Genomic DNA, 18,811 nt, shown 5'->3' with positions numbered 1-18,811 from the left:
AGCGTCAGTTGTGTCGGGTGATCCGGGACGGGTGTCCTGGAATCAGGCCTCGGCGTTCGCCTCGTCGGCCGGAGCCTCTTCGGCAGCGGCGTCGGTGGCCTCGGCGGAGGCGACCTCGGTGGTGTCATCGACCTCGACGGCGGCGTCCTCGGAAGGAGCCTCGCCTTCGGTGGGAGCGACACCCTGGCGCTCCGCCTTGCGGGCGGCCTGCGCCTCGCGGGCTTCGGCCATCGCCTCGGTCTTCTTCTTGTGCGGACCGAGGACCATGATCATGTTTCGGCCGTCCTGCTTCGGGTTCGACTCGATGAAGCCGAGCTCCTCGACGTCCGAAGCGAGACGCTGCAGCAGTCGGTAGCCGAGTTCCGGCCGGGACTGCTCGCGACCACGGAACATGATCGTGATCTTGACCTTGTCGCCCTGCTTGAGGAACCGAACGACGTGACCCTTCTTGGTGTCATAGTCGTGCGGGTCGATCTTCGGCCGGAGCTTCATTTCCTTGATGACCGTGTGCGCCTGGTTCTTGCGCGCCTCACGGGCCTTCATGGCCGACTCGTACTTGAACTTGCCGTAGTCCATGAGCTTGCAGACCGGCGGGCGTGCGGACGCCGCGACCTCGACCAGGTCGAGGTCGTACTCCTGCGCGAGCTCAAGCGCCTTGGCAAGCGGCACGATGCCGACCTGCTCGCCGCTGGGACCGACAAGCCGTACCTCGGGAACGCGAATCCGGTCGTTGATGCGGGGCTCGGTGCTGATGGATCCTCCTCGGTAGCACCACACGGCTGCCTGGCAGACAGCCGCTGACGTGTATTTCCGTCAGACCGACCGCAGCGGGAGAATGAAAAAAGCCCCGCCGGGCACAGGCAGGGGCTCCAAAACAACCGGAACACCGCCGCGTGCGAACCGCGGGGCGTAGACTCGGGCAGCTTTCCATCGTCCGTACGGAACGATGGATGCCGCCTGACCGGTGACCCGCCGCCCCGGAGGGCAGTCAGGTGGGAGAACGGAGCCTCCACTTGTGGGCCGGGCACATAAGTGTCCGGCCGGTCGAAGTACATACTAGCACCCGTGCCGCAAGCCCGCCGCACGGCATATCGTGGGGCGCATGACTGACGCGACACCCCCCACCGAACCCACTGCCGACGGCGCCCCCGACTACGACACCATGACCCGCGACATCGCGGACGTGCCCGCCGTCGAGGTGATCACCACGGTGGCCGTGCACCTGCTGAGCGCCGCGGCGGTCAACCTGGGCCTGGACAAGCCGGACTCCGAGCACAAGGACCTCGACGAGGCCCGCAAGCTGATCACGGCCCTGGCCGGCCTGGTCACCGCGAGCGCCACCGAGATCAGCTCCTTCCACGCCGCCCCGCTGCGCGACGGCCTGAAGTCGCTCCAGCTGGCCTTCCGCGAGGCCTCGATCGTGCCGGACGAGCCGGGCCAGGGGCCGGGCGAGAAGTTCACGGGTCCCGTCTTCGGCTGAGCCCGTACCGCGAGGACGTACGACGACGGCCGGTACACCCCGTGCGGGGTGTACCGGCCGTCGTCGTGTCCGGGGGACGCGGGGCCGCGGCTCGCGGTCAGCGGGTGAACAGGGGCTCGCCGGGCGGGGCCGGCGCGTCCGGGGGGAGCAGTGCCAGGTCCAGTCCGCGGACCAGCCGGGCCCGCAGGGTGGTGTCCGCCGCCAGCGCCTCGGCGACCCGCCGGGCCGCCGCGGACGCCTGCGCGCCCCCGGCCAGCACGATCGCCAGGGTGCCGTCGGAGCCGGCGCCGCCCGGACCGAGGTGGGCGCGCAGGACGGCGGGCTCCGCGGACACGGCGGCCCGTACGGCCTCCCGCACGGCGGGGTCGGCCAGCGGGTCCGCGTCGGTGCGGCCCTCGGCGAGCGCGAGTAGCGCGGAGCCGGTGAGCTGGTAGGTGACGGGGCCGGCGAGGTCCAGGACCACGGTGTCGGCCTTCTCGTGCGCGGCGGCGGCCAGCGCCTGGTGCAGCGGGACGGCCACCGGCCGGGCCGCGGGGTCCCACAGGGCGAGCGAGGCGATCGAGGTGAAGGCGGGCAGCGCCCGCCGGTCGCCCGCCCGTAGGGTCGGGACGGCCATGTCGCTGGTCTTCTCGCGCCTCAGGCCCGTCTCCGGGTCGGTCTCCACCTCTCCGAGCACGGCGACCACCGGAACGAGCAGGCGGGCGCCCTTGAGGGCGGCCAGCACCTCCGGCTCCTTCGTCCGGTCCTCGGACCAGGCGGCCAGGGCCGCGCTCAGCCGGGGATCGGCGGAGCCGTCGTCATCGGAGAAACCGGGGTCGGGAATGTTCTTGTTCGCCATGTTCGCCACAGTTACCCGACCCTACTGTGCCGCGTCCGGGTCCGGGTCACGGCCCCGCGCGCCCCGGCGCGGGCGTCGCGCGAGTACGGCGGCCAGCGCGAACAGCACCGCCCCCGCGACCGCTGCCGCCGGGGCTCCCAGCCGGGCGCCCCGCTCGCGCGGGCGGACCGGTTCGGGGCCGGGGCCGAAGTACGTGCTCGTGGCCGCGGCGGGCACGGGCGCCGGAGCCTCCGGGCGCATCCCCTCGGCGGCCTGGAGGGCGGCGACGGGATCGACCAGCCCGTGACCGCGGGCGTCGTCGCGGCCGCCGGCCGGGGAGTCGGAGGCGGTCGCCTCCAGCAGCTTCTTCACCTGGGCCGGAGTCAGGTCGGGGTGCGCGGCCAGGACGAGGGCCACGGTGCCGGAGACGAAGGCCGCCGCGGCGCTGGTGCCCCAGCCCTCGTAGTACGAGCGGTCGGGGTCGGCGATGACGACGTCGACGCCGGGGGCGCTGACGGTGGCGTACCAGTTGCGGGTGGAGAACTTGGCCTTCTTGCCGCGGCGGTCGACGGCGGTGACGGCGATGACCCCCGGATAGGCGGCCGGGTAGGAGACGCGGTCGCCGGCCTCGCCGCCGTTGCCTGCGGAGGCCACGACGACCACGCCCTTGGCGAGGGCGTACTGGACGGCCTCGTCCTCCCCCGCCTCGTGGTGGGCGGAGTCGCTGTCGTCACCGAGGGACAGGTTGATCACGTCGGCGCCGTGGTCCGCGGCCCAGCGGATGCCCTCGGCGAGGGCCCCGCCCTTGCTGTCGCGGGCCTGCGAGCGGCCCGGGTCGCCCTCTTCGAGGATCACCCTGATGGGCAGGATCCGGGCTTGCGGGGCCATGCCGAGGACGCCCTGGCGGCGGCTGGGACCGTGGCCGTGCCCGGCGATGATGCTCGCCATGGCGGTTCCGTGGCGGGCCCAGGCGCGGTCGCCGGGGCCGGCCCCCATACCGATGAGGTCGGTGCCGGCGAGGACCTGGCCGGAGAGGTCGGGATGGGATTCGTCGACGCCGGTGTCGAGGACGGCGACGGTCACCCCGGCGCCCCGGGTGGTGCCCCAGGCCTCCTCGGCTCGCAGGGCCAGCAACCCCCACTGGCGGTCGCGGATGTTGTCGGCGGCGGCGGGGGTGGCGGTGGCGGACACGAGGAGGGTCGCGGCGAGCAGGGCGGTGGCCGCCCGCCCGGAGGCCCGGCAGATCATCGGGTGCTCTCCGGGGTGGTCGGGGTCGGTGCGGGCGTGGTGGACGGTGCGGGAGGTGCGGCGAGGAAGGCGAGGCCGCGGCCGACGCGGTCGGCGAGCGCCCGGGCCTCGTGGCCGAGGCCGGCCTGGGCGGCGGCTCCCGTGGCGTCCTTCTTCATCAGGTCCTCGGCGGGGCGGAGTGCGTCCGGGTGACGGCCGTCGGAGAACGCGGAGACGGTGTAGACGACGACGGGTGCCTCGGTGAGTACGGAGGTGGCCCAGGCAGCGCGCTGCGCGTCGGTGAACCCGTACGCGGGCGGGGCGGGGATCCGGCCCTTGAGGGCGGTCATCTCGGGGGCGTCGGCGGGGGTGAAGACCATGCCGACGGTGATCAGGGAGCTGCGGGTGGCGTCCGTGTAGGTGGCGCGCAGCACGCGCGTGCAGCCGGTGGCGGCCAGCACGGCCTGCCAGTCGGCGGCGAGGGCGGCCGAACAGTCGGCGTCGGGGGCGAGCGCGATCCGGGTCCAGGTGCGGTCGGAGCCGCCGGGGCCGGCGGAGGGGCCGGTCAGGACGGGCGGGAGCAGGCTGTCGACGGGGGCGGCCCGCCACAGCGACCCGGCCTTGCGGTAGGCGGCGTCGGCGGGGAGGGGGCGGGCCGCGGCGCGGTGTTCGGCCCAGGTGGTGAGGGCGGCCCCGCCGACGAGGCCGCTGCCGAGGAGGACGCAGAGCGTGGCGGCGACGACCCGTGCGGGGTGGCGGCGCGTGTCCGCGTGCGCGGGTTCGGCGGTCGGTTCGGGCTCGCCCAGGATTGCGGTCCGCGGTGTCGTCGTGGTCATCCGGCGGCTCCGCCCCCCGTTCCGTACGGCTGCCTGCCCGTACTCTACGGCGTCGACGGCAAGCAGTGCTTGCGGGTACCGCACCTTCCAGCCCCGCCGGCGTTTGAGGCGCGGGGTGCGGGGCGGCGCCCCGGGAAACGGAGAGAGGGCGGGGCGGGGAACCCCTACCCACCGGTAGAGACCTCTGGCAAGCTGCCGCCCATGAACTCCCCCGCCACCGACCGCGCCCGGTACGACCGGGCGACCGCGCACCTGGACGCGCCGCTGGCCATCGTGGATCTCGACGCCTTCGACGCCAACGCCGACGATCTCGTCCGCCGCGCCGCCGGCAAGCCGGTCCGGGTCGCGAGCAAGTCGGTCCGGTGCCGCGCGCTCCTGGAACGGGTCCTCGCCCGCCCCGGGTTCGCCGGGATCATGTCGTACACCCTCGCCGAGTCGCTCTGGCTGGCCCGGTCCGGGTTCGAGGACGTGCTCCTCGCCTATCCCTCCACCGACCGGGCCGGTTTCGGCGAGCTGGCGAACGACGCCAAACTGGCCGGCGCGGTCACGGTGATGGTGGACGATCCGGCGCAGCTGGACCTGGTCGACGCTGCCCGGGACGGCGGCGCCGAGGAGATCCGGGTCTGTCTGGAGCTGGACACGTCCCTGCGGCTGCTCGGCGGCCGGGTGCGGATCGGGGCGCGCCGGTCCCCGCTGCGCGAGCCCGCGCAACTGGCCGGGCTGGCCCGGGCGGTGGCCGACCGTCCGGGGTTCCGGGTGGTGGGGCTGATGGCGTACGAGGGTCATGTCGCCGGGGTCGGGGACTCGCTGGCAGGTCGCCCGCTGCGGTCCCGGGCGATCCGGCTGATGCAGGGCGCGGCCCGCAAGGAGCTGGCGGAGCGGCGGGCCGAGGTGGTGCGGGCCGTGCGGGCCGTCGTGCCGGATCTGGAGTTCGTCAACGGCGGTGGTACCGGCAGCGTGCAGCAGACGGCCGCCGAGGACGCGGTGACCGAGATAGCGGCGGGTTCGGGTCTGTACGTGCCCCGGCTGTTCGACAACTACACGTCGTTCAGCGGGCGTCCGGCGGCCCTGTTCGCCCAGCCCGTGGTGCGCAGGCCCGGGGTGGGTGTGGTGACGGTGCTCGGGGGCGGCTATCCGGCCTCCGGGGCGGCCGGGGCGGACCGGCTTCCGGTTCCGTACCTGCCCCAGGGGCTGCGCTACGACCCCCAGGAGGGCGCGGGCGAGGTGCAGACCCCGCTGCTGGGCAGCCCGGCCGACGATCTGTTGATCGGCGACCGGGTCTGGTTCCGGCACGCGAAGGCGGGTGAGCTGTGCGAGCGGTTCGACACCTTGCACCTGATCGAGGGCGACCGGGTCACCGCCAGCGCGCCCACCTACCGGGGTGAGGGGCGCACCTTCCTCTAAGTGCACCTCTAGTACACGACGTCCGTCTGGTCGGGGACGACGCTGCCGTCGCCCCGCCGGACCGGTCCCTTGCTGCCGTCGTGGTCGACGTAGCCGGTCGTCGCACACGGGTAGGGGTCGGTCTTCTGCTTCTTCGGCTCGATGAACATGGGGTTGACGATCCAGCGGCCGTCGCTGTTGTCGTAGGCCCGGCACATCAGCTCGTTCTTGTTGCGGTTCACGACGAGCCGCAGGGCGGTGGCGTCGCGCAGGAACGAGATGTCGGTGTCGGAGTCGCCGGCGGCGAACACCTGGCGGCGGGCGGCGGGCTGGACCTTCTCGGCGGCCGCGCCGCGCACGCCGAAGACCTCCTTGTTGATCCAGCAGCGCTTGCCGTCGATGTAGGTGATCATCGTGTCGGCGCCGTCCCGGACGGATCCGCAGCCCTGGAGGTGGGGGGTGAACTTCCCGCCGTGGGTGGTGGTGTTGCGGATGCCGATGACGTGGTCGGCCGTGATGCCGACGCCCCGGGCCCAGACCTCGACCACGGGCTGGGGGGAGGCGGAGCTGATCCACACGTCGAAGCCGGCCTTCTGGAGTCCCTTGACCAGGTCTTTTTGCTGGTCGTAGTAGCGGACCCAGCCGGTGGCGGTGGTGCTGCCCACCTGCTGCGTGCTGCCGATGGGCGCGGCAAGGTTCTCGGTGCGGGCGGCGGCGGCGAAGCCGCGGATCTCGCGGGCGGTCCAGCCCTGCATCAGCTGGGGGAGCCAGGCGTAGGAGGGTTCGGTGGTGCGGCGGTCCCAGCCGGCGAAGGCGGGGGCGCCGGCGCGGGTCGCGGCGGTGCCGTAGACGGCGTTGATCTCGTCGGCGCAGGCCGTTCCGGCGGGGGTTCCGGTGGGCAGGGGGGTGCCGGGGCGGGCGAGGGCGGCGCAGGCGTCGGCCAGGGCCTTCGTGGCGGCGGGGGTGAGGAAGCGGCTGGTGGTGGACCAGTCTCCGGCGGCGGGCTGGCGGATCCGGCCGTTGCGCAGGAGCCAGAACATGGTGGCGTCGCCGACGTCGTTCTTGACGACGGTGTTGTCCCAGTCGAAGACGGCGACGGGCTTGGTGCGGCTGGGCCGGTACGGGTTGCAGCTGCCGTACTGGTCGATCAGCCGCTGGAGGCGGGCCTGGTTGTCCCCGTACCAGCCGGAGCTGATGGTGACCCGGGGACAAGGGGTGTGCGCGGCCGCGGCCGGAGGGGCCGCGAGGAGGCCGGATCCGGTGACCGCGACGAGGGCGAGGGGGGCTGCCCATTTTCTCTGCATGCTGCTCCTTCGAGTTCGGGACAGCCCTGAGGGACCGGCCGGGGGCCCCCCCCGGGGCCCGCCCCCCGGGGGGGGGGGCCCGGGGGGGGGGGGGGGGGGGGCGGCCATTTTTTCTCTGTGGGCGCCCCTTTGGGGGGGGGCCCCCCGGGGGGGCCGGGGGGGCCCCCGGGGGGGGCCCCCCCCGGCCGGCGTACGGCGCCGTGGTGGCGCCGGTGCGACCTACAGCGGGGTCACGTACGCGCCGGAGATGCCGCCGTCGACGAGGAAGTCGGTGGCGTTGATGAAGGAGGAGTCGTCGCTGGCGAGGAAGGCGACGGCCGCGGCGATCTCGGTGGGCTCGGCGAAGCGGCCCAGCGGGATGTGGACGAGGCGGCGGGCGGCGCGCTCGGGGTCCTTGGCGAACAGTTCCTGCAACAGGGGGGTGTTCACGGGCCCCGGGCACAGGGCGTTGACGCGGATGCCCTCGCGGGCGAACTGCACGCCGAGCTCGCGGGACATGGCCAGGACCCCGCCCTTGGAGGCGGTGTAGGAGATCTGGGAGGTGGCGGCGCCCATGATGGCGACGAAGGAGGCGGTGTTGATGATGGAGCCTCGGCCCTGGCGCTGCATGTAGGGCAGGGCGGCCTTGCAGCACAGGTAGACGGAGGTGAGGTTGACGTCCTGGACGCGCTTCCACGCCTCCAGGCCGGTGGTCAGGATGGAGTCGTCGTCCGGGGGTGAGATGCCCGCGTTGTTGAAGGCGATGTCCACGGAGCCGTAGGTGTCGAAGGCCGTCTTGAAGAGCGCCTCGACCTCCTCGGGGCTGGTGACGTCGACCTTGACGAAGGTGCCGCCGACCTCTTCGGCCGCGGCCTTGCCCGCGGTCTCGTCGATGTCGGCGCAGACCACGTTGGCGCCTTCGGAGGCCAGGCGGCGGGCGGTGGCCAGGCCGATGCCGCTGCCGGCTCCGGTGATGACGGCGGTGCGGCCGACCAGGCGGCGGCAGACGATCTCTTCGTTGTTCTGGCTGGACATGGGTTCTCAGGCCTCCGTGCTGATGAAGACGTTCTTGGTCTCGGTGAAAGCGGTGAGGGCGTCGGGTCCGAGCTCGCGGCCGAGCCCGGACTGCTTGTAGCCGCCGAAGGGGGTCCAGTAGCGGACGCTGCTGTGGGAGTTGACGGACAGGTTGCCGGCGGCGACGGCGCGCGAGACGCGCAGCGCCCGCCCGATGTCGCGGGTCCAGAGGGAGCCGGAGAGGCCGTACTCGGTCGCGTTGGCCAGGCGCACGGCGTCCTCCTCGTCCTCGAAGGGCAGGACGACGGCGACCGGCCCGAAGACCTCCTCGGCGGCCACGGGGGCGGTGGGGGCGACGTCCGTGACGAGGGTGGGCGGGTACCAGAAGCCGGGGCCCTCGGGGGCGGTGCCGCGGATCGCGGTGAGGTCGTCGGTGACAAAGGACCGTACGCGGTCCAGCTGGGTCCGTGAGATCAACGGGCCCATCTGGGTCTTCTCGTCGAGCGGGTCGCCCACGGTGACGGCCGCGATGCCGGGGGCAACGAGCTCCAGGAAGCGGTCGTAGGCGGAGCGCTGGACGAGGATCCGGGTGCGGGCGCAGCAGTCCTGGCCGGTGTTGTCGAGGAAGGCCATGGGAGCGGCGGCCGCCGCTGCTTCGAGGTCGGCGTCGGCGAAGACGATGTTGGGGCTCTTGCCTCCGAGTTCGAGGGTGACGCGCTTCACCCGGTCGGCGCACTTGGCCATGATCTGCTTGCCGACGCGGGTGGACCCGGTGAAGACGATCTTCGCGACGCCGGGGTGTTCGACGAGCGCGTCGCCGGCGACGTCCCCGCGGCCGGGGAGCACCTGGAAGAGGTGCTCGGGGATCCCGGCTTCGAGGGCGAGCTCGGCGAGGCGCAGCGCGGTCAGCGGGGTGGTCTCGGCGGGCTTGAGGATGACGGCGTTGCCGGCGGCGAGGGCCGGGGCCAGGCCCCAGGCGGCGATCGGCATGGGGAAGTTCCACGGGGCGATCACGCCGATGACGCCGAGGGGTTCGAGGAAGGTGACGTCGATGCCGCCGGCGACGGGGATCTGGCGGCCGGAGAGCCGTTCCACTCCCCCGGCGGCGAAGTCGAGCAGGTCGCGTACGTTGCCGGCTTCCCACCGGGCGTTGCCGATGGTGTGGCCGGCTTCGCGGACCTCCAGCTGGGCCAGTTCCTCGATGTGGCCGTCGACGACCGCGGCGAATCGGCGCAGCAGCCGCGCCCGGTCGGCCGGGGCGGCCGCCGCCCAGCCCCGCTGGGCGGCGGCCGCCCGGGCGACGGCGGCGTCGACATCGTCCCGTGTGGCGGCCGGGACGATGGCGACGGTTTCCTCGGTGGCCGGATTCAACACTTCTAGATTGAAGGGGGCCAGCGCATCGGACACGTGGTGCCTCACAGTTTCGTTCGGTGGAGTGCGGTGGCTACAGGCGTTCGAAGGAGCGGCGCAGCTCCCAGTCGGTCACCGCGGAGTCGTAGGCGTCGAGTTCCACGCGGGCCATGTTCCGGTAGTGCGCCACCACTTCGGGGCCGAAGGCGGCCTTGGCGATCTCGCTGTTCTCCCAGAGCTCGGCGGCCTCGCGCAGGGTGGCGGGGACGTGCGCGTAGTCGGCGGTGTAGGCGTTGCCGGCGCAGACCTCGGGAAGTTCCAAGCGGTTCTCGATGCCGTAGAGCCCGGCGGCGACCAGGCCGGCGACGGCGAGGTACGGGTTCACGTCGCCGCCGGGGAGGCGGTTCTCGAAGCGCATGGAGCGGCCGTGGCCGACGACCCGGAGCGCGCAGGTCCGGTTGTCCACGCCCCAGGCGACGGCGGTCGGCGCGAAGGAACCCGGCCGGAAACGCTTGTACGAGTTGATGTTCGGGGCGTAGAGAAGGGAGAAGTCGCGCAGCGCGGCCAGCTGGCCGGCCAGGAAGTGTCGCATCACCGGTGACATTCCGCCTGGACCGTCCCCGGCCATCGCGTTGCGTCCGTCGGTATCGGCCAGCGAGAGGTGGATGTGACAGGAGTTGCCCTCGCGCTCGTCGAACTTGGCCATGAAGGTGAGCGAGACACCTTCCTGGGAGGCGATCTCCTTGGCTCCGGTCTTGTAGACGGAGTGCTGGTCGCAGGTGGTGAGCGCCTCGTCGTAGCGGAAGGCGATCTCGTGCTGACCGAGGTTGCACTCCCCCTTGGCCGACTCGACGATCAGGCCCGCGGTCTGCATCTCGTTGCGGATCCGGCGCAGCAGGGGTTCGATGCGGCCGGTCCCGAGGACGGAGTAGTCGATGTTGTACTGGTTGGCCGGGGTCAGGTCGCGGTAGCCCGAGTTCCAGGCCTGCTCGTAGGTGTCCTGGAAGACCATGAACTCCAGCTCGGTGCCGACCATCGCGGTGTAGCCGGCCTCGGCGAGGCGCTCCAGCTGGCGGCGCAGGATCTGCCGGGGCGCGGCGACGACGGGCGAGCCGTCGTTCCAGGCGAGGTCGGCGAGGAGGAAGGCGCTGCCGGGGTTCCAGGGGATGCGGCGCAGGGTGGCGAGGTCGGGGTGCATGGCGAAGTCGCCGTAGCCCCGGTCCCAGGAGGACATCTCGTAACCGTCGACGGTGTTCATGTCGGTATCGACGGCGAGGAGGTAGTTGCAGCCCTCGGTACCGTGCTCGAGGACTTCGTCGAGGAAGAACTGTGCGGCGAACCGCTTGCCCTGGAGCCGCCCCTGCATGTCGGGGAAGGCCAGGACCACTGTGTCGATCTCACCACTGGCGACGAGGGAGCGGAGCTCCTCGGGCGCGAGCGGCGGCTTGCGGTCTACCACTGGAATCTCTCCTTCGGTGAGCCGAGGAGGCCTAAGGTATTGAATAGAACCATTGCTTGGGAAGGGGAGAAGTCAAGATGACCGATACGACCAGCGAAGGCGACGCCGTCGCGCGACTGAATCCCGTGCTGCGGCAGGTGCGGGCGGGCAACGGTTTCGAGGAAGCGCTGCAGCAGATCCTCCAGGTGGTCCGGCTGGGTCTGGTGCCGGGCGGCGAACGGCTGCCGCCGGAGCGCGAGCTGGCCGAGCGCATGGGGATCAGCCGGGTGACCTTGCGCGAGGTGCTGAAGGTGCTGCAGGACCAGGGGCTCGTGGAGGCCCGGCGCGGACGGTACGGCGGAACGTTCGTGCTGTCCCGCCCCGACACCCCGGCCGGCGGCGCCGAAGAGGAGCTGCGCCGGCGCGTCGCGGGGGTGGACATCGAGGACGTCCTGCGGTTCCGCGAGGTCCTGGAGGTGGGGGCGGCCGGTTTGTGCGCCTCCCAGGGCCTGACCGAGGAGGGCGCGGAACGGCTGCTCGGCGCCCTGGCCGCCACCCACGACGCCCCGCTGGCCGACTACCGCCGCCAGGACACGCTCTTCCACCTCACCCTGTGCGAACTGGCCGGGTCCGCCACCCTGACGGCCCAGTACGCCGCCGTCCGGGCCACCGTCAACGACCTGCTGGACTGCATCCCGCTGCTCGTACGGAACCTGGAGCACTCCCAGCAGCAGCACAGCACGCTCGTGGAGGCGGTGCTGGAGGGCGACGCGGCCGGGGCCCGGGAGACCATGCGCGAGCACTGCTGCGGCACCGCGGCGCTCCTGCGGGGCTTCCTGACCTGAGCGACGCCGGGGACGCCCGAGAGGGTTTCGTAACTTCTGTTTAACGCAGAGGTCTTGCGCACTCCACTCCTCTACGGCAAAGGTACGCCCCACAACCATTGCCCTGAGGCAGGAGCGCACGATGGCCGACGACATCGAGGCACGGCTCGCCGCCGTACCCGCACCCACCACGTCCCCCGACGGCGGGGACGGCCCCGACGAATACCTCGCGCGCCGGACGCTGCGCCGCGGCAGCGCCGGCTGGCTGCTCCTCACCGGTCTCGGAGTCGCCTACGTCGTCTCCGGGGACTTCTCCGGCTGGAACGTCGGCCTCGACAAGGGCGGCTTCGGCGGCCTCGCCATCGCCACCGTCCTGATGGGCGCGATGTACGCCTGTCTGGTCTTCTCGCTCGCCGAGCTGTCCACCATCCTGCCGACCGCGGGCGGCGGCTACGGCTTCGCCCGCCGCGCGCTCGGCCCGTGGGGCGGTTTCCTCACCGGCACCGCCATCCTCATCGAGTACATCCTGGCCCCGGCCGCGATCGTCATCTTCATCGGCGACTACGTCGAGTCCCTCGGCCTCTTCGGACTCACCTCCAGCTGGCCCGTATACCTCGGCTGCTTCGTCATCTTCATCGGCGTCCACCTGTGGGGCGTCGGCGAAGCACTGCGCTTCAGCCTCGTCGTGACCGCGATCGCCGTCGCCGCGCTGCTGATCTTCGCCGTGGGGGCCTTCACCGAGTTCGACGCCTCCGGCCTGAACGACATCCCCGTCGACGCGGACGCCTTCGGCTCGAACTCCTGGCTGCCGCTGGGCGTGCTGGGCATCTGGGCCGCGTTCCCCTTCGGCATGTGGTTCTTCCTCGGCGTGGAAGGCGTACCGCTGGCGGCCGAGGAGGCCAAGGACCCGGTCCGCTCGATGCCGAAGGCCCTCTCCATCTCCATGGGCATCCTCGCCCTGCTCGCCCTGATCACCTTCTTCGCCGCGACCGGCGCCCAGGGCGCCGACGCCGTCAAGGCCGCCGGCAACCCGCTGGTCGTGGCCCTGGAAGGGGACGGCGGTCCGACCGCGCTCAGCCGCTTCGTGAACTACGCGGGCCTGGCCGGCCTGGTGGCCTCCTTCTTCTCCCTCATCTACGCGGGCTCGCGCCAGCTCTTCGCCCTCTCCCGGGCCGGCTACCTGCCCCGCTTCCTCTCGCTCACCTCGAAGCGCAAGGCCCCGTACCTGGGCCTGATCATCCCCGGCGCGATCGGCTTCGCCCTCGCCGCGGCCACCGGTGACGGGGCCCGCATGCTCAACATCGCGGTCTTCGGCGCCACCATCTCCTACGCCCTGATGGCCCTCTCGCACATCGTGCTGCGCCGCCGGGAGCCGGACCTGGAGCGCCCGTACCGCACCCCGGGCGGGATCCTGACCTCCTCGGTGGCCTTCGCACTCGCCCTGTCGGCCCTGGTCGCCACCTTCCTGGTGGACAAGGACGCCGCGTTCATCGCCCTGGCCGTGTACGCCGTCGCCCTGGCCTACTTCGCCTTCTACAGCCGGCACCACCTGGTGGCCTCGGCCCCGGAGGAGGAGTTCGCGGCTCTCGCGGAAGCCGAGGCGGAACTGACCCGCGACTGAAACCCTGTTCCTGCCCTGCTCCGCCCCTGTTGGAGGTTACGAACGTGCCCAGGCCGCTCATCGGCATCACCACCTACGTCGAGGATTCCACCCGCTACGGGGTGTGGGACCTGCCGACGTCCCTCGTACCGACCGGGTACTACGAACTCGTCCAGGCGGCGGGCGGCGCGGCCGTGCTGCTCCCGCCGGACGAGCCCGGGTCGGCGGCGGAGGTGCTGAGCCGGGTGGACGGCCTGGTCGTCGCGGGCGGTCCGGACCTGGACCCGGTGCACTACGGAGCCGCGCGCGACTCCCGTACGGGTGCCCCCGCCACGGTCCGCGACCACTGGGAACTGGCCCTGATCGCCGCCGCACTGGACGCGGACCTGCCCCTGCTCGGCATCTGCCGGGGCATGCAGGCCCTCAACGTGGCCCTGGGCGGCACGCTGATCCAGCACATCGACGGCCACGTCGACACCCCGGGCGTCATGTCCCGGCACCCGGTCCGTCCGGTCCCGGGCACCCGGTACGCGGACTTGGTCCCGGAGGAGGCCCAGGTCCCGACCTACCACCACCAGGCCGTCTACCGGTTGGGCCACGGCCTGGTCGTCTCGGCCCACGCGGTCGACGGCACGGTGGAGGCGATCGAAGTGCCCGACCCCGAACGCTGGGTGCTGGGCGTGCAGTGGCACCCGGAGCGGGACACGGACACGCGCGTGATGTCCGCCCTGGTGGAGGCGGCCTCCGTCCGCACCGCGGTACCGGTGGGCTGACGCCCGCGCCCTTCCCGCTTCCGTACCCCGCCCGTCCCCCGCGCACGACGATGCGCGGGGGACGGGCGGGGTGCGTGAACGCCCGTCCCGAATGGCCGGTCCTCCGCCGGGCGCGCAGGCTGGAAGGATGCAGACCGAAGCGGAGGGCAAGGCATCCGGCCCGGTCTCCAAGATCCTGGAGAACCCGGTCATCGGAATGGCGCCGTGGATCGTCTTCTCCCTGCTGGTCGGCCCGGGGCGGTTCGAGCTCGCGGTCGGCCTGGCGCTGGCCACGGCCGTCGCGCTCATCGCGACGAGCCACCTGGTCAACCGCGGCAGCAGTTGGAAGATCCTGGAACTGGCCGACGTGGTGTTCTTCGCCTCGATGGCCGTCGTCGGAGCCCTGGCGAGCGACGGGACCCTGCGCTGGCTGGAGACGTACGCGGGCGAGGTCGCGAACATCACCCTCGCCGTGATCGCCTTCGGGTCGATGGCCGTGCGGATGCCCTTCACGATCCAGTACGCCCGGGAACAGGTGGATCCGTCGATCTGGCACACTCCGGCCTTCCTGCGGACCAACTACATGATCACCGGCGTGTGGGGGATGGCCTTCCTGGTGGCGGCCGCCGCGGGCGCCTACGGCGACCTGGTCCTGCACAACCCGAACAACATCTGGACGGGCTGGATCATCCAGATCCTGGCCATCGTCGCCGCGCTGAAGTTCACCGCCTGGTACCCGGACGTCGTCCGCGCCCGCGCAGTGCGCGAGGCCACCGGCGAGGGCCCCGAACCACCCGGCCGGGCCAGCCTGTTGCTGCCGCTCGCGGGCCTGCTGGTGCCGGTCGGGATCGCCGTCCTCATCTTCGACAACATGTGGTGGCTGGGCGTGGCCCTGATCGTCGTGGGCTCGCTCCTGACGAAGCGGCTCAGCTCGGAGAGCTGAGCCTCCCCGCGTGGCACCGAACCTGGGCGCCGTCCCTCACTCGGGGCGGACGAAGAGCACCGACCGCAGCTCCAGCCGCTCCGTGCCGTAGCCCGTGCGGGGCCGCAGCCTGAACTCCCTGCCCGTGCAGTCCGGCTCGGTGAACACGATCGCCACCTCGTCGGTCCGGTTGCGCGGGGAGTGCGCCGGGGAGCTGGCCGAGGGATCGGCGACCTCGGGGAGGGTGATGCACTCCCCGCTCGCCGGGTCCTCCAGCACGACCCTCAGCGGGCTGCCGTCGAGGCCGGAGACCGTGTACTGGAACTCTCCCGTGGCGGCCGAGGCCGAGGCCGGGACGGTCAGCAGGAGCGTGAAGGCGCCGAAGGCGGCGAGGGCGGCATGGCGAAGACGCATCAGGGTTCTCCTCGTGGGGGGACGCGTGCGGGAGCCACCTTTCCTGCGGGTCCGCCCGGGGTCACCCTCCGCGCCGCGGCGAATCGTTCCCTCCTCGCCCGAACGGGCGCACGACTCCCGCCCCCGTGTCCGCCGGATCACAGTGACGGGAGGAACGGCACCTCCTACGATGCTTGATCAATACACCCATCCGAGGAGACAGATCCCGTGACCACCGGCGCCGCCGCACCCGAGAGCTACTACGAGCGGACGGGCGAGCACAGCTTCAAGCCCACCGCCCACGCGGGCGGCGCGTGGAACACCGACGAGCAGCACTTCAGCCCGCTCGCCGGCCTCGTGGTGCACGCGATCGACGGACACCTGGCGCAGCGGCCCGAGCCGTTGGCGCTCGCGCGGATCAGTTACGACATCCTCGGCCGCATCGCCCTCGATGAGTGCGAGATCACCGTCGAGACCCTCCGGCCGGGCCGGACCATCGAGCTCCTGGAAGCGAGCGTGGTCATCGGCGGCCGTCCGGTGGTCCGCGCCCGCGCCTGGCTGCTGGCCACCCTGGACTCCTCCTCCGTGGCCGACAGCCCCCACGAGCGGCTGCCCGCCCCCGAGGAACTCGACGTTTGGGCGATGGACGAGGAGTGGAACGGCGGCTACGTCTCCTCCGTCGAGGTGCGCCGGACGCCCCCCTCCCGCCGGGGCCGGGCCGCGGCCTGGGTGTCCTCGTCCGTCGCCCTGGTCGCGGGCGAGCCGGTCGGCGCCCTCGCCTCGTACATGGCGCTGGTGGACACCGCGAACGGCATCGCGGTCCAGCAGGACCCCACCGCGTGGATGTTCCCGAACCTCGACCTGACCGTCCACCTGCACCGCCGGCCCCGCGGCCCGTGGACCGGCCTGGACACCACCGTGGCCTTCGGCCCGTCCGGGCAGGGGCTCACCAGCAGCGTCCTGCACGACGCCGACGGCCCGGTCGGCCAAGCCGAACAGATCCTCACGGTCCGCCCGCTCTCTTAGGGGGTACCCCGGGTCAGGGACAGCAGGTCCCGGGCCGGGCCGGCCGGGCGGGCACCCGCGGGCCAGACCGCCCGCAGGGCCCGGCCGAGCCCGGCGCCCGACACCGGCACCTCCACCAGCCGGCGCGCCGCCAGCTCGTCCACCACGGCCAGCTCCGACAGCACGCACGGCCCGGCACCGCCCAGCGCCGCCGCCTTCACCGCCGTGGTCGACGCCAGTTCCAGCAGCGGCGCGGCAAGCCCGCCGGCCGAGGCCAGCGCGGCGTCCAGGACCTGTCGCGTGCCCGAGCCCCGCTCGCGCAGGATCAGCGGGGTCGAGGCCAACTCGGCCGCCGCGACCCCCCGGGTGCGGCGCGCCCACGGGTGCCCCGGGGCCACCGCCACCACCAGGCGGTCCTGCGCGATCACCGCCGAATCCAGCCCCTCGGGCACGGTCAGCCCCTCGACGAAGCCGAGGTCGGCCTCGTGGGCGAGGACCCGCTCGGCCACCACCGCCGAGTTCCCGGCGTGCAGGGACACCGCCGTGTCCGGGCGCTGCCCGCGCAGGGCGATCAGCCAACCAGGCAGCAGGTACTCCGCGATGGTCATGCTGGCGGCCACCCGCAGCCGCGAGTCCCGGCGTCCGCGCAGCGCCTGCGCACCCGCATCGAAGGCCTCCGCCGCCTCCACCACCCGCCGGGCCCAGTCCGTGACGAGCGCGCCCTCGGCCGTCAGTGTCGACCCCCGCGGCGATCGGTCCACCAGGGCCACACCGAGCCGGGTCTCCATCGCCCGGATCCGGCTGCTCGCCGCGGGCTGGGTGATGCCGAGCCGCCGGGCCGCACCGCTCAGGCTGCCGACCCGCGCGACGGCGAGCAGCAGTTCCAGCGCACCGAGGTCCGGCACCCGGTGCGCCAGCGGAACCCACTCCTCATTACCCATAACATCAGTTTATGACCTCATAGGGAGATGGCCTCTGCCGCCCCGCCCGCCCCGGCGCGAGGCTGGATCCATGGCCACCACCCTCGTGCGACCCCGCACTCACACCACTCCCGCGGTCCGGGCCCACAAGGCCCCCGCACTGCGGCACCTCGGCCCCAACTGGTACGCCTGCGTCATGGGCACGGCGATCCTCGCCAACGCCGGCGCGACCCTCCCGTACCAGCTCCCCGGCCAGCGCGTGGCCTGTCAGCTGTTCTGGGGTCTGTCCGCCATCCTCCTCGCCGTCCTGCTCACGGCCCGGGCCGGGCACTGGATCCACCACCGCGACCAGGCCCGCGCCCACCTCTTGGACCCGGCCGTCGCCCCGTTCTACGGGTGCCTGTCGATGGCGCTGCTGGCCGTCGGCGGCGGCGCCCTCGTCGTCGGCAAGGACCTCATCGGCACCGGCGCCGCCGTCGCCGTGGACGCCGTGCTCTTCACCGCGGGCACCGCGATCGGCCTGTTCATGGCCGTGGCCGTGCCCTACCTGATGGTCGTACGGCACAAGGTCGAGCCCAAACAGGCCACTCCCGTCTGGCTGCTCCCCCTCGTCGCACCGATGGTCTCCGCCGCCCTGGGCCCGCTCCTGATACCCCACCTGCCCGCCGGCCAGCCCCGCGAGACCCTGCTGCTCGCCTGCTACGCCATGTTCGGCATCAGCCTGCTGGCCACCTTGCTGATGCTCCCCCTGATCTTCGGCCGGCTGATCGTGGGCGGCCCCCTCCCGCTGGCCCTGACCCCGACCCTGTTCCTGGTCCTGGGCCCCCTCGGCCAGTCGACCACCGCCGTGAACCAGCTCGCCGACGTCGCCCCCCAGTCGATCGAGGGCACCTACGCCGGCGCACTGGGCGCCTTCGCCGTCGTCTACGGGGTCCCCGTGATGGGCTTCGCCCTGCTGTGGCTGGCCCTGGCCGTCGCCATGCTGGTACGAGCGGCCCGGGGCGGCATGGGCTTCGCGATGACCTGGTGGGCGCTGACCTTCCCCGTCGGCACCTGCGTCACCGGCGCCACCGGCCTCGCCCACCACACCGGCCTGACCGCCTTCGCCTGGCTCGCCACCGCCCTCTTCCTCGGCCTGCTGACCGCCTGGCTCCTGGCCGCCGCCCACACCCTCCACGGCCTGCTCTCCGGCCGCCTCCTCCCCACCTAGGCCCCGCGGGGCGGGTCCGGGTCTGCCTGCGGGCCGGGATCCCGGCGCGGTGTGGGCTGGTGCGCGGTGCCGGGGAGGGGTGTCTCCTCGGCTCGCGCCAGGCGGGCAGGTCTCGGCTGTGCGCGGTGGTTGCGCGCTCGTCCTGCGGGGACACCCCTCCCCGTCCCCGCTCCCCACGCGTCGGGGCGGCTTCGAGGCACTGCAGGAGCACGGGGCGGGGCTTCGGTCCATTGGTGGAGTACGCCGTGGGGCGGCTTCGGGGCACTGTCGGAGCCCTGCCGTGGGGCGGGGACACGCCGGAGTGTCCCCGCAGGACGAGCGCGCACCACCGAGCACCACCGCGACATGCCGCACCGC

At 72.8% G+C, this 18,811-nt stretch carries 18 protein-coding genes; 8 read left to right on the top strand and 10 right to left on the bottom strand.

Annotated features, from left to right (window positions below; genetic code table 11):
- Window positions 1-42: 42 nt before the first annotated feature.
- Window positions 43-777, bottom strand: coding sequence for a translation initiation factor IF-3 (gene infC, locus ACIQK6_RS21320; RefSeq protein ID WP_329103844.1), 735 nt, complete (start codon window positions 775-777; stop codon window positions 43-45).
- A 325-nt stretch (window positions 778-1,102) separates the two neighbouring features.
- On the opposite strand from infC, the gene ACIQK6_RS21315 reads away from it, so the two are divergent.
- Window positions 1,103-1,480 (top strand): DUF1844 domain-containing protein, encoded by a 378-nt coding sequence (locus tag ACIQK6_RS21315; RefSeq protein WP_030012387.1) that lies wholly within the window; start codon window positions 1,103-1,105, stop codon window positions 1,478-1,480.
- A 97-nt stretch (window positions 1,481-1,577) separates the two neighbouring features.
- Here the strand turns inward: ACIQK6_RS21315 and ACIQK6_RS21310 are convergent, their stop codons facing one another.
- From ACIQK6_RS21310 to ACIQK6_RS21300, 3 genes are read right to left on the bottom strand one after another with little or no spacing between them, the layout of a single operon-like run.
- Window positions 1,578-2,318 (bottom strand): SseB family protein, encoded by a 741-nt coding sequence (locus ACIQK6_RS21310; protein ID WP_329103842.1) that lies wholly within the window; start codon window positions 2,316-2,318, stop codon window positions 1,578-1,580.
- Between the two features lie 21 nt (window positions 2,319-2,339).
- Entirely contained in the window at window positions 2,340-3,545 is a 1,206-nt protein-coding gene (gene mycP, locus ACIQK6_RS21305) for a type VII secretion-associated serine protease mycosin (protein ID WP_329103840.1), read from the bottom strand.
- Complete coding sequence (locus tag ACIQK6_RS21300) at window positions 3,542-4,360, bottom strand: hypothetical protein (RefSeq protein ID WP_329103838.1); 819 nt, start codon at window positions 4,358-4,360, stop codon at window positions 3,542-3,544. Before ACIQK6_RS21300 ends, mycP begins: the two co-directional genes overlap by 4 nt.
- 201 nt (window positions 4,361-4,561) lie before the next feature.
- On the opposite strand from ACIQK6_RS21300, the gene ACIQK6_RS21295 reads away from it, so the two are divergent.
- On the top strand, window positions 4,562-5,764 hold the full coding sequence (locus ACIQK6_RS21295; protein WP_329103835.1) for an amino acid deaminase/aldolase: 1,203 nt from the start codon (window positions 4,562-4,564) through the stop codon (window positions 5,762-5,764).
- An 8-nt stretch (window positions 5,765-5,772) separates the two neighbouring features.
- Here the strand turns inward: ACIQK6_RS21295 and ACIQK6_RS21290 are convergent, their stop codons facing one another.
- The 4 genes from ACIQK6_RS21290 to ACIQK6_RS21275 form a co-directional block, all read right to left on the bottom strand.
- Entirely contained in the window at window positions 5,773-7,047 is a 1,275-nt protein-coding gene (locus ACIQK6_RS21290; protein WP_329103833.1) for a haloacid dehalogenase-like hydrolase, read from the bottom strand.
- A gap of 219 nt (window positions 7,048-7,266) precedes the next feature.
- Window positions 7,267-8,061, bottom strand: a complete 795-nt coding sequence (locus tag ACIQK6_RS21285) for a 3-oxoacyl-ACP reductase (RefSeq protein ID WP_327386322.1) — start codon at window positions 8,059-8,061, stop codon at window positions 7,267-7,269.
- Window positions 8,062-8,067: 6 nt separating this feature from the next.
- Window positions 8,068-9,414: an aldehyde dehydrogenase family protein gene (locus ACIQK6_RS21280; RefSeq protein WP_402695265.1), complete on the bottom strand. Its 1,347-nt coding sequence runs from the start codon at window positions 9,412-9,414 to the stop codon at window positions 8,068-8,070.
- Window positions 9,415-9,484: 70 nt separating this feature from the next.
- Window positions 9,485-10,849 carry a glutamine synthetase family protein gene (locus tag ACIQK6_RS21275; RefSeq protein WP_329103829.1) on the bottom strand — a complete coding sequence of 455 codons (1,365 nt, stop codon included), beginning with the start codon at window positions 10,847-10,849 and terminating at the stop codon, window positions 9,485-9,487.
- 77 nt (window positions 10,850-10,926) lie between these two features.
- Between ACIQK6_RS21275 and ACIQK6_RS21270 the strand changes: the two genes are divergently transcribed.
- The 4 genes from ACIQK6_RS21270 (at window position 10,927) to ACIQK6_RS21255 (ending at window position 14,947) form a co-directional block, all read left to right on the top strand.
- The gene (locus tag ACIQK6_RS21270) at window positions 10,927-11,673 is read left to right on the top strand and encodes an FCD domain-containing protein (RefSeq protein ID WP_329103827.1); all 747 of its coding nucleotides are present in this window, start codon (window positions 10,927-10,929) and stop codon (window positions 11,671-11,673) included.
- A 121-nt stretch (window positions 11,674-11,794) separates the two neighbouring features.
- The gene (gene eat, locus ACIQK6_RS21265; RefSeq protein WP_329103825.1) at window positions 11,795-13,273 is read left to right on the top strand and encodes an ethanolamine permease; all 1,479 of its coding nucleotides are present in this window, start codon (window positions 11,795-11,797) and stop codon (window positions 13,271-13,273) included.
- A 44-nt stretch (window positions 13,274-13,317) separates the two neighbouring features.
- Window positions 13,318-14,025, top strand: coding sequence for a gamma-glutamyl-gamma-aminobutyrate hydrolase family protein (locus ACIQK6_RS21260; RefSeq protein ID WP_402695264.1), 708 nt, complete (start codon window positions 13,318-13,320; stop codon window positions 14,023-14,025).
- Window positions 14,026-14,152: 127 nt separating this feature from the next.
- Window positions 14,153-14,947, top strand: a complete 795-nt coding sequence (locus ACIQK6_RS21255; protein WP_329103822.1) for a hypothetical protein — start codon at window positions 14,153-14,155, stop codon at window positions 14,945-14,947.
- 36 nt (window positions 14,948-14,983) lie between these two features.
- On the opposite strand, the gene ACIQK6_RS21250 is transcribed toward ACIQK6_RS21255, so the two are convergent.
- A complete protein-coding gene (locus ACIQK6_RS21250) occupies window positions 14,984-15,340 on the bottom strand; it encodes a hypothetical protein (RefSeq protein ID WP_329103820.1) in 357 nt (118 codons plus the stop codon).
- 207 nt (window positions 15,341-15,547) lie between these two features.
- Between ACIQK6_RS21250 and ACIQK6_RS21245 the strand changes: the two genes are divergently transcribed.
- Entirely contained in the window at window positions 15,548-16,345 is a 798-nt protein-coding gene (locus ACIQK6_RS21245) for a thioesterase family protein (RefSeq protein WP_329103818.1), read from the top strand.
- Here the strand turns inward: ACIQK6_RS21245 and ACIQK6_RS21240 are convergent.
- Window positions 16,342-17,265 (bottom strand): LysR family transcriptional regulator, encoded by a 924-nt coding sequence (locus ACIQK6_RS21240; RefSeq protein ID WP_329103816.1) that lies wholly within the window; start codon window positions 17,263-17,265, stop codon window positions 16,342-16,344. The two genes, ACIQK6_RS21245 and ACIQK6_RS21240, sit on opposite strands and share 4 nt — an antisense overlap.
- 70 nt (window positions 17,266-17,335) lie before the next feature.
- Between ACIQK6_RS21240 and ACIQK6_RS21235 the strand changes: the two genes are divergently transcribed.
- Entirely contained in the window at window positions 17,336-18,454 is a 1,119-nt protein-coding gene (locus tag ACIQK6_RS21235; protein ID WP_329103814.1) for a TDT family transporter, read from the top strand.
- The last annotated feature ends 357 nt before the right edge of the window (window positions 18,455-18,811 follow it).

The sequence above is a fragment of the Streptomyces sp. NPDC091682 genome (assembly GCF_044756625.1).
Taxonomy (GTDB): Bacteria; Actinomycetota; Actinomycetes; order Streptomycetales; family Streptomycetaceae; genus Streptomyces.
The sequence above is the reverse complement of the archived record's forward strand: the minus strand, read 5'-3'. Positions and strand labels throughout refer to the sequence as shown.

What these genes read in the sequence shown, in the direction of transcription:
- ACIQK6_RS21315 (WP_030012387.1), top strand. Translation starts at nt 1,103, where the DNA reads ATGACTGACGCGACACCCCCCACCGAACCCACTGCCGACGGCGCCCCC.
- ACIQK6_RS21310 (WP_329103842.1), bottom strand. Translation starts at nt 2,318, where the DNA reads ATGGCGAACAAGAACATTCCCGACCCCGGTTTCTCCGATGACGACGGC.
- mycP (WP_329103840.1), bottom strand. Translation starts at nt 3,545, where the DNA reads ATGATCTGCCGGGCCTCCGGGCGGGCGGCCACCGCCCTGCTCGCCGCG.
- ACIQK6_RS21300 (WP_329103838.1), bottom strand. Translation starts at nt 4,360, where the DNA reads ATGACCACGACGACACCGCGGACCGCAATCCTGGGCGAGCCCGAACCG.
- ACIQK6_RS21295 (WP_329103835.1), top strand. Translation starts at nt 4,562, where the DNA reads ATGAACTCCCCCGCCACCGACCGCGCCCGGTACGACCGGGCGACCGCG.
- ACIQK6_RS21290 (WP_329103833.1), bottom strand. Translation starts at nt 7,047, where the DNA reads ATGCAGAGAAAATGGGCAGCCCCCCTCGCCCTCGTCGCGGTCACCGGA.
- ACIQK6_RS21285 (WP_327386322.1), bottom strand. Translation starts at nt 8,061, where the DNA reads ATGTCCAGCCAGAACAACGAAGAGATCGTCTGCCGCCGCCTGGTCGGC.
- ACIQK6_RS21270 (WP_329103827.1), top strand. Translation starts at nt 10,927, where the DNA reads ATGACCGATACGACCAGCGAAGGCGACGCCGTCGCGCGACTGAATCCC.
- eat (WP_329103825.1), top strand. Translation starts at nt 11,795, where the DNA reads ATGGCCGACGACATCGAGGCACGGCTCGCCGCCGTACCCGCACCCACC.
- ACIQK6_RS21255 (WP_329103822.1), top strand. Translation starts at nt 14,153, where the DNA reads ATGCAGACCGAAGCGGAGGGCAAGGCATCCGGCCCGGTCTCCAAGATC.
- ACIQK6_RS21250 (WP_329103820.1), bottom strand. Translation starts at nt 15,340, where the DNA reads ATGCGTCTTCGCCATGCCGCCCTCGCCGCCTTCGGCGCCTTCACGCTC.
- ACIQK6_RS21240 (WP_329103816.1), bottom strand. Translation starts at nt 17,265, where the DNA reads ATGGGTAATGAGGAGTGGGTTCCGCTGGCGCACCGGGTGCCGGACCTC.
- ACIQK6_RS21235 (WP_329103814.1), top strand. Translation starts at nt 17,336, where the DNA reads ATGGCCACCACCCTCGTGCGACCCCGCACTCACACCACTCCCGCGGTC.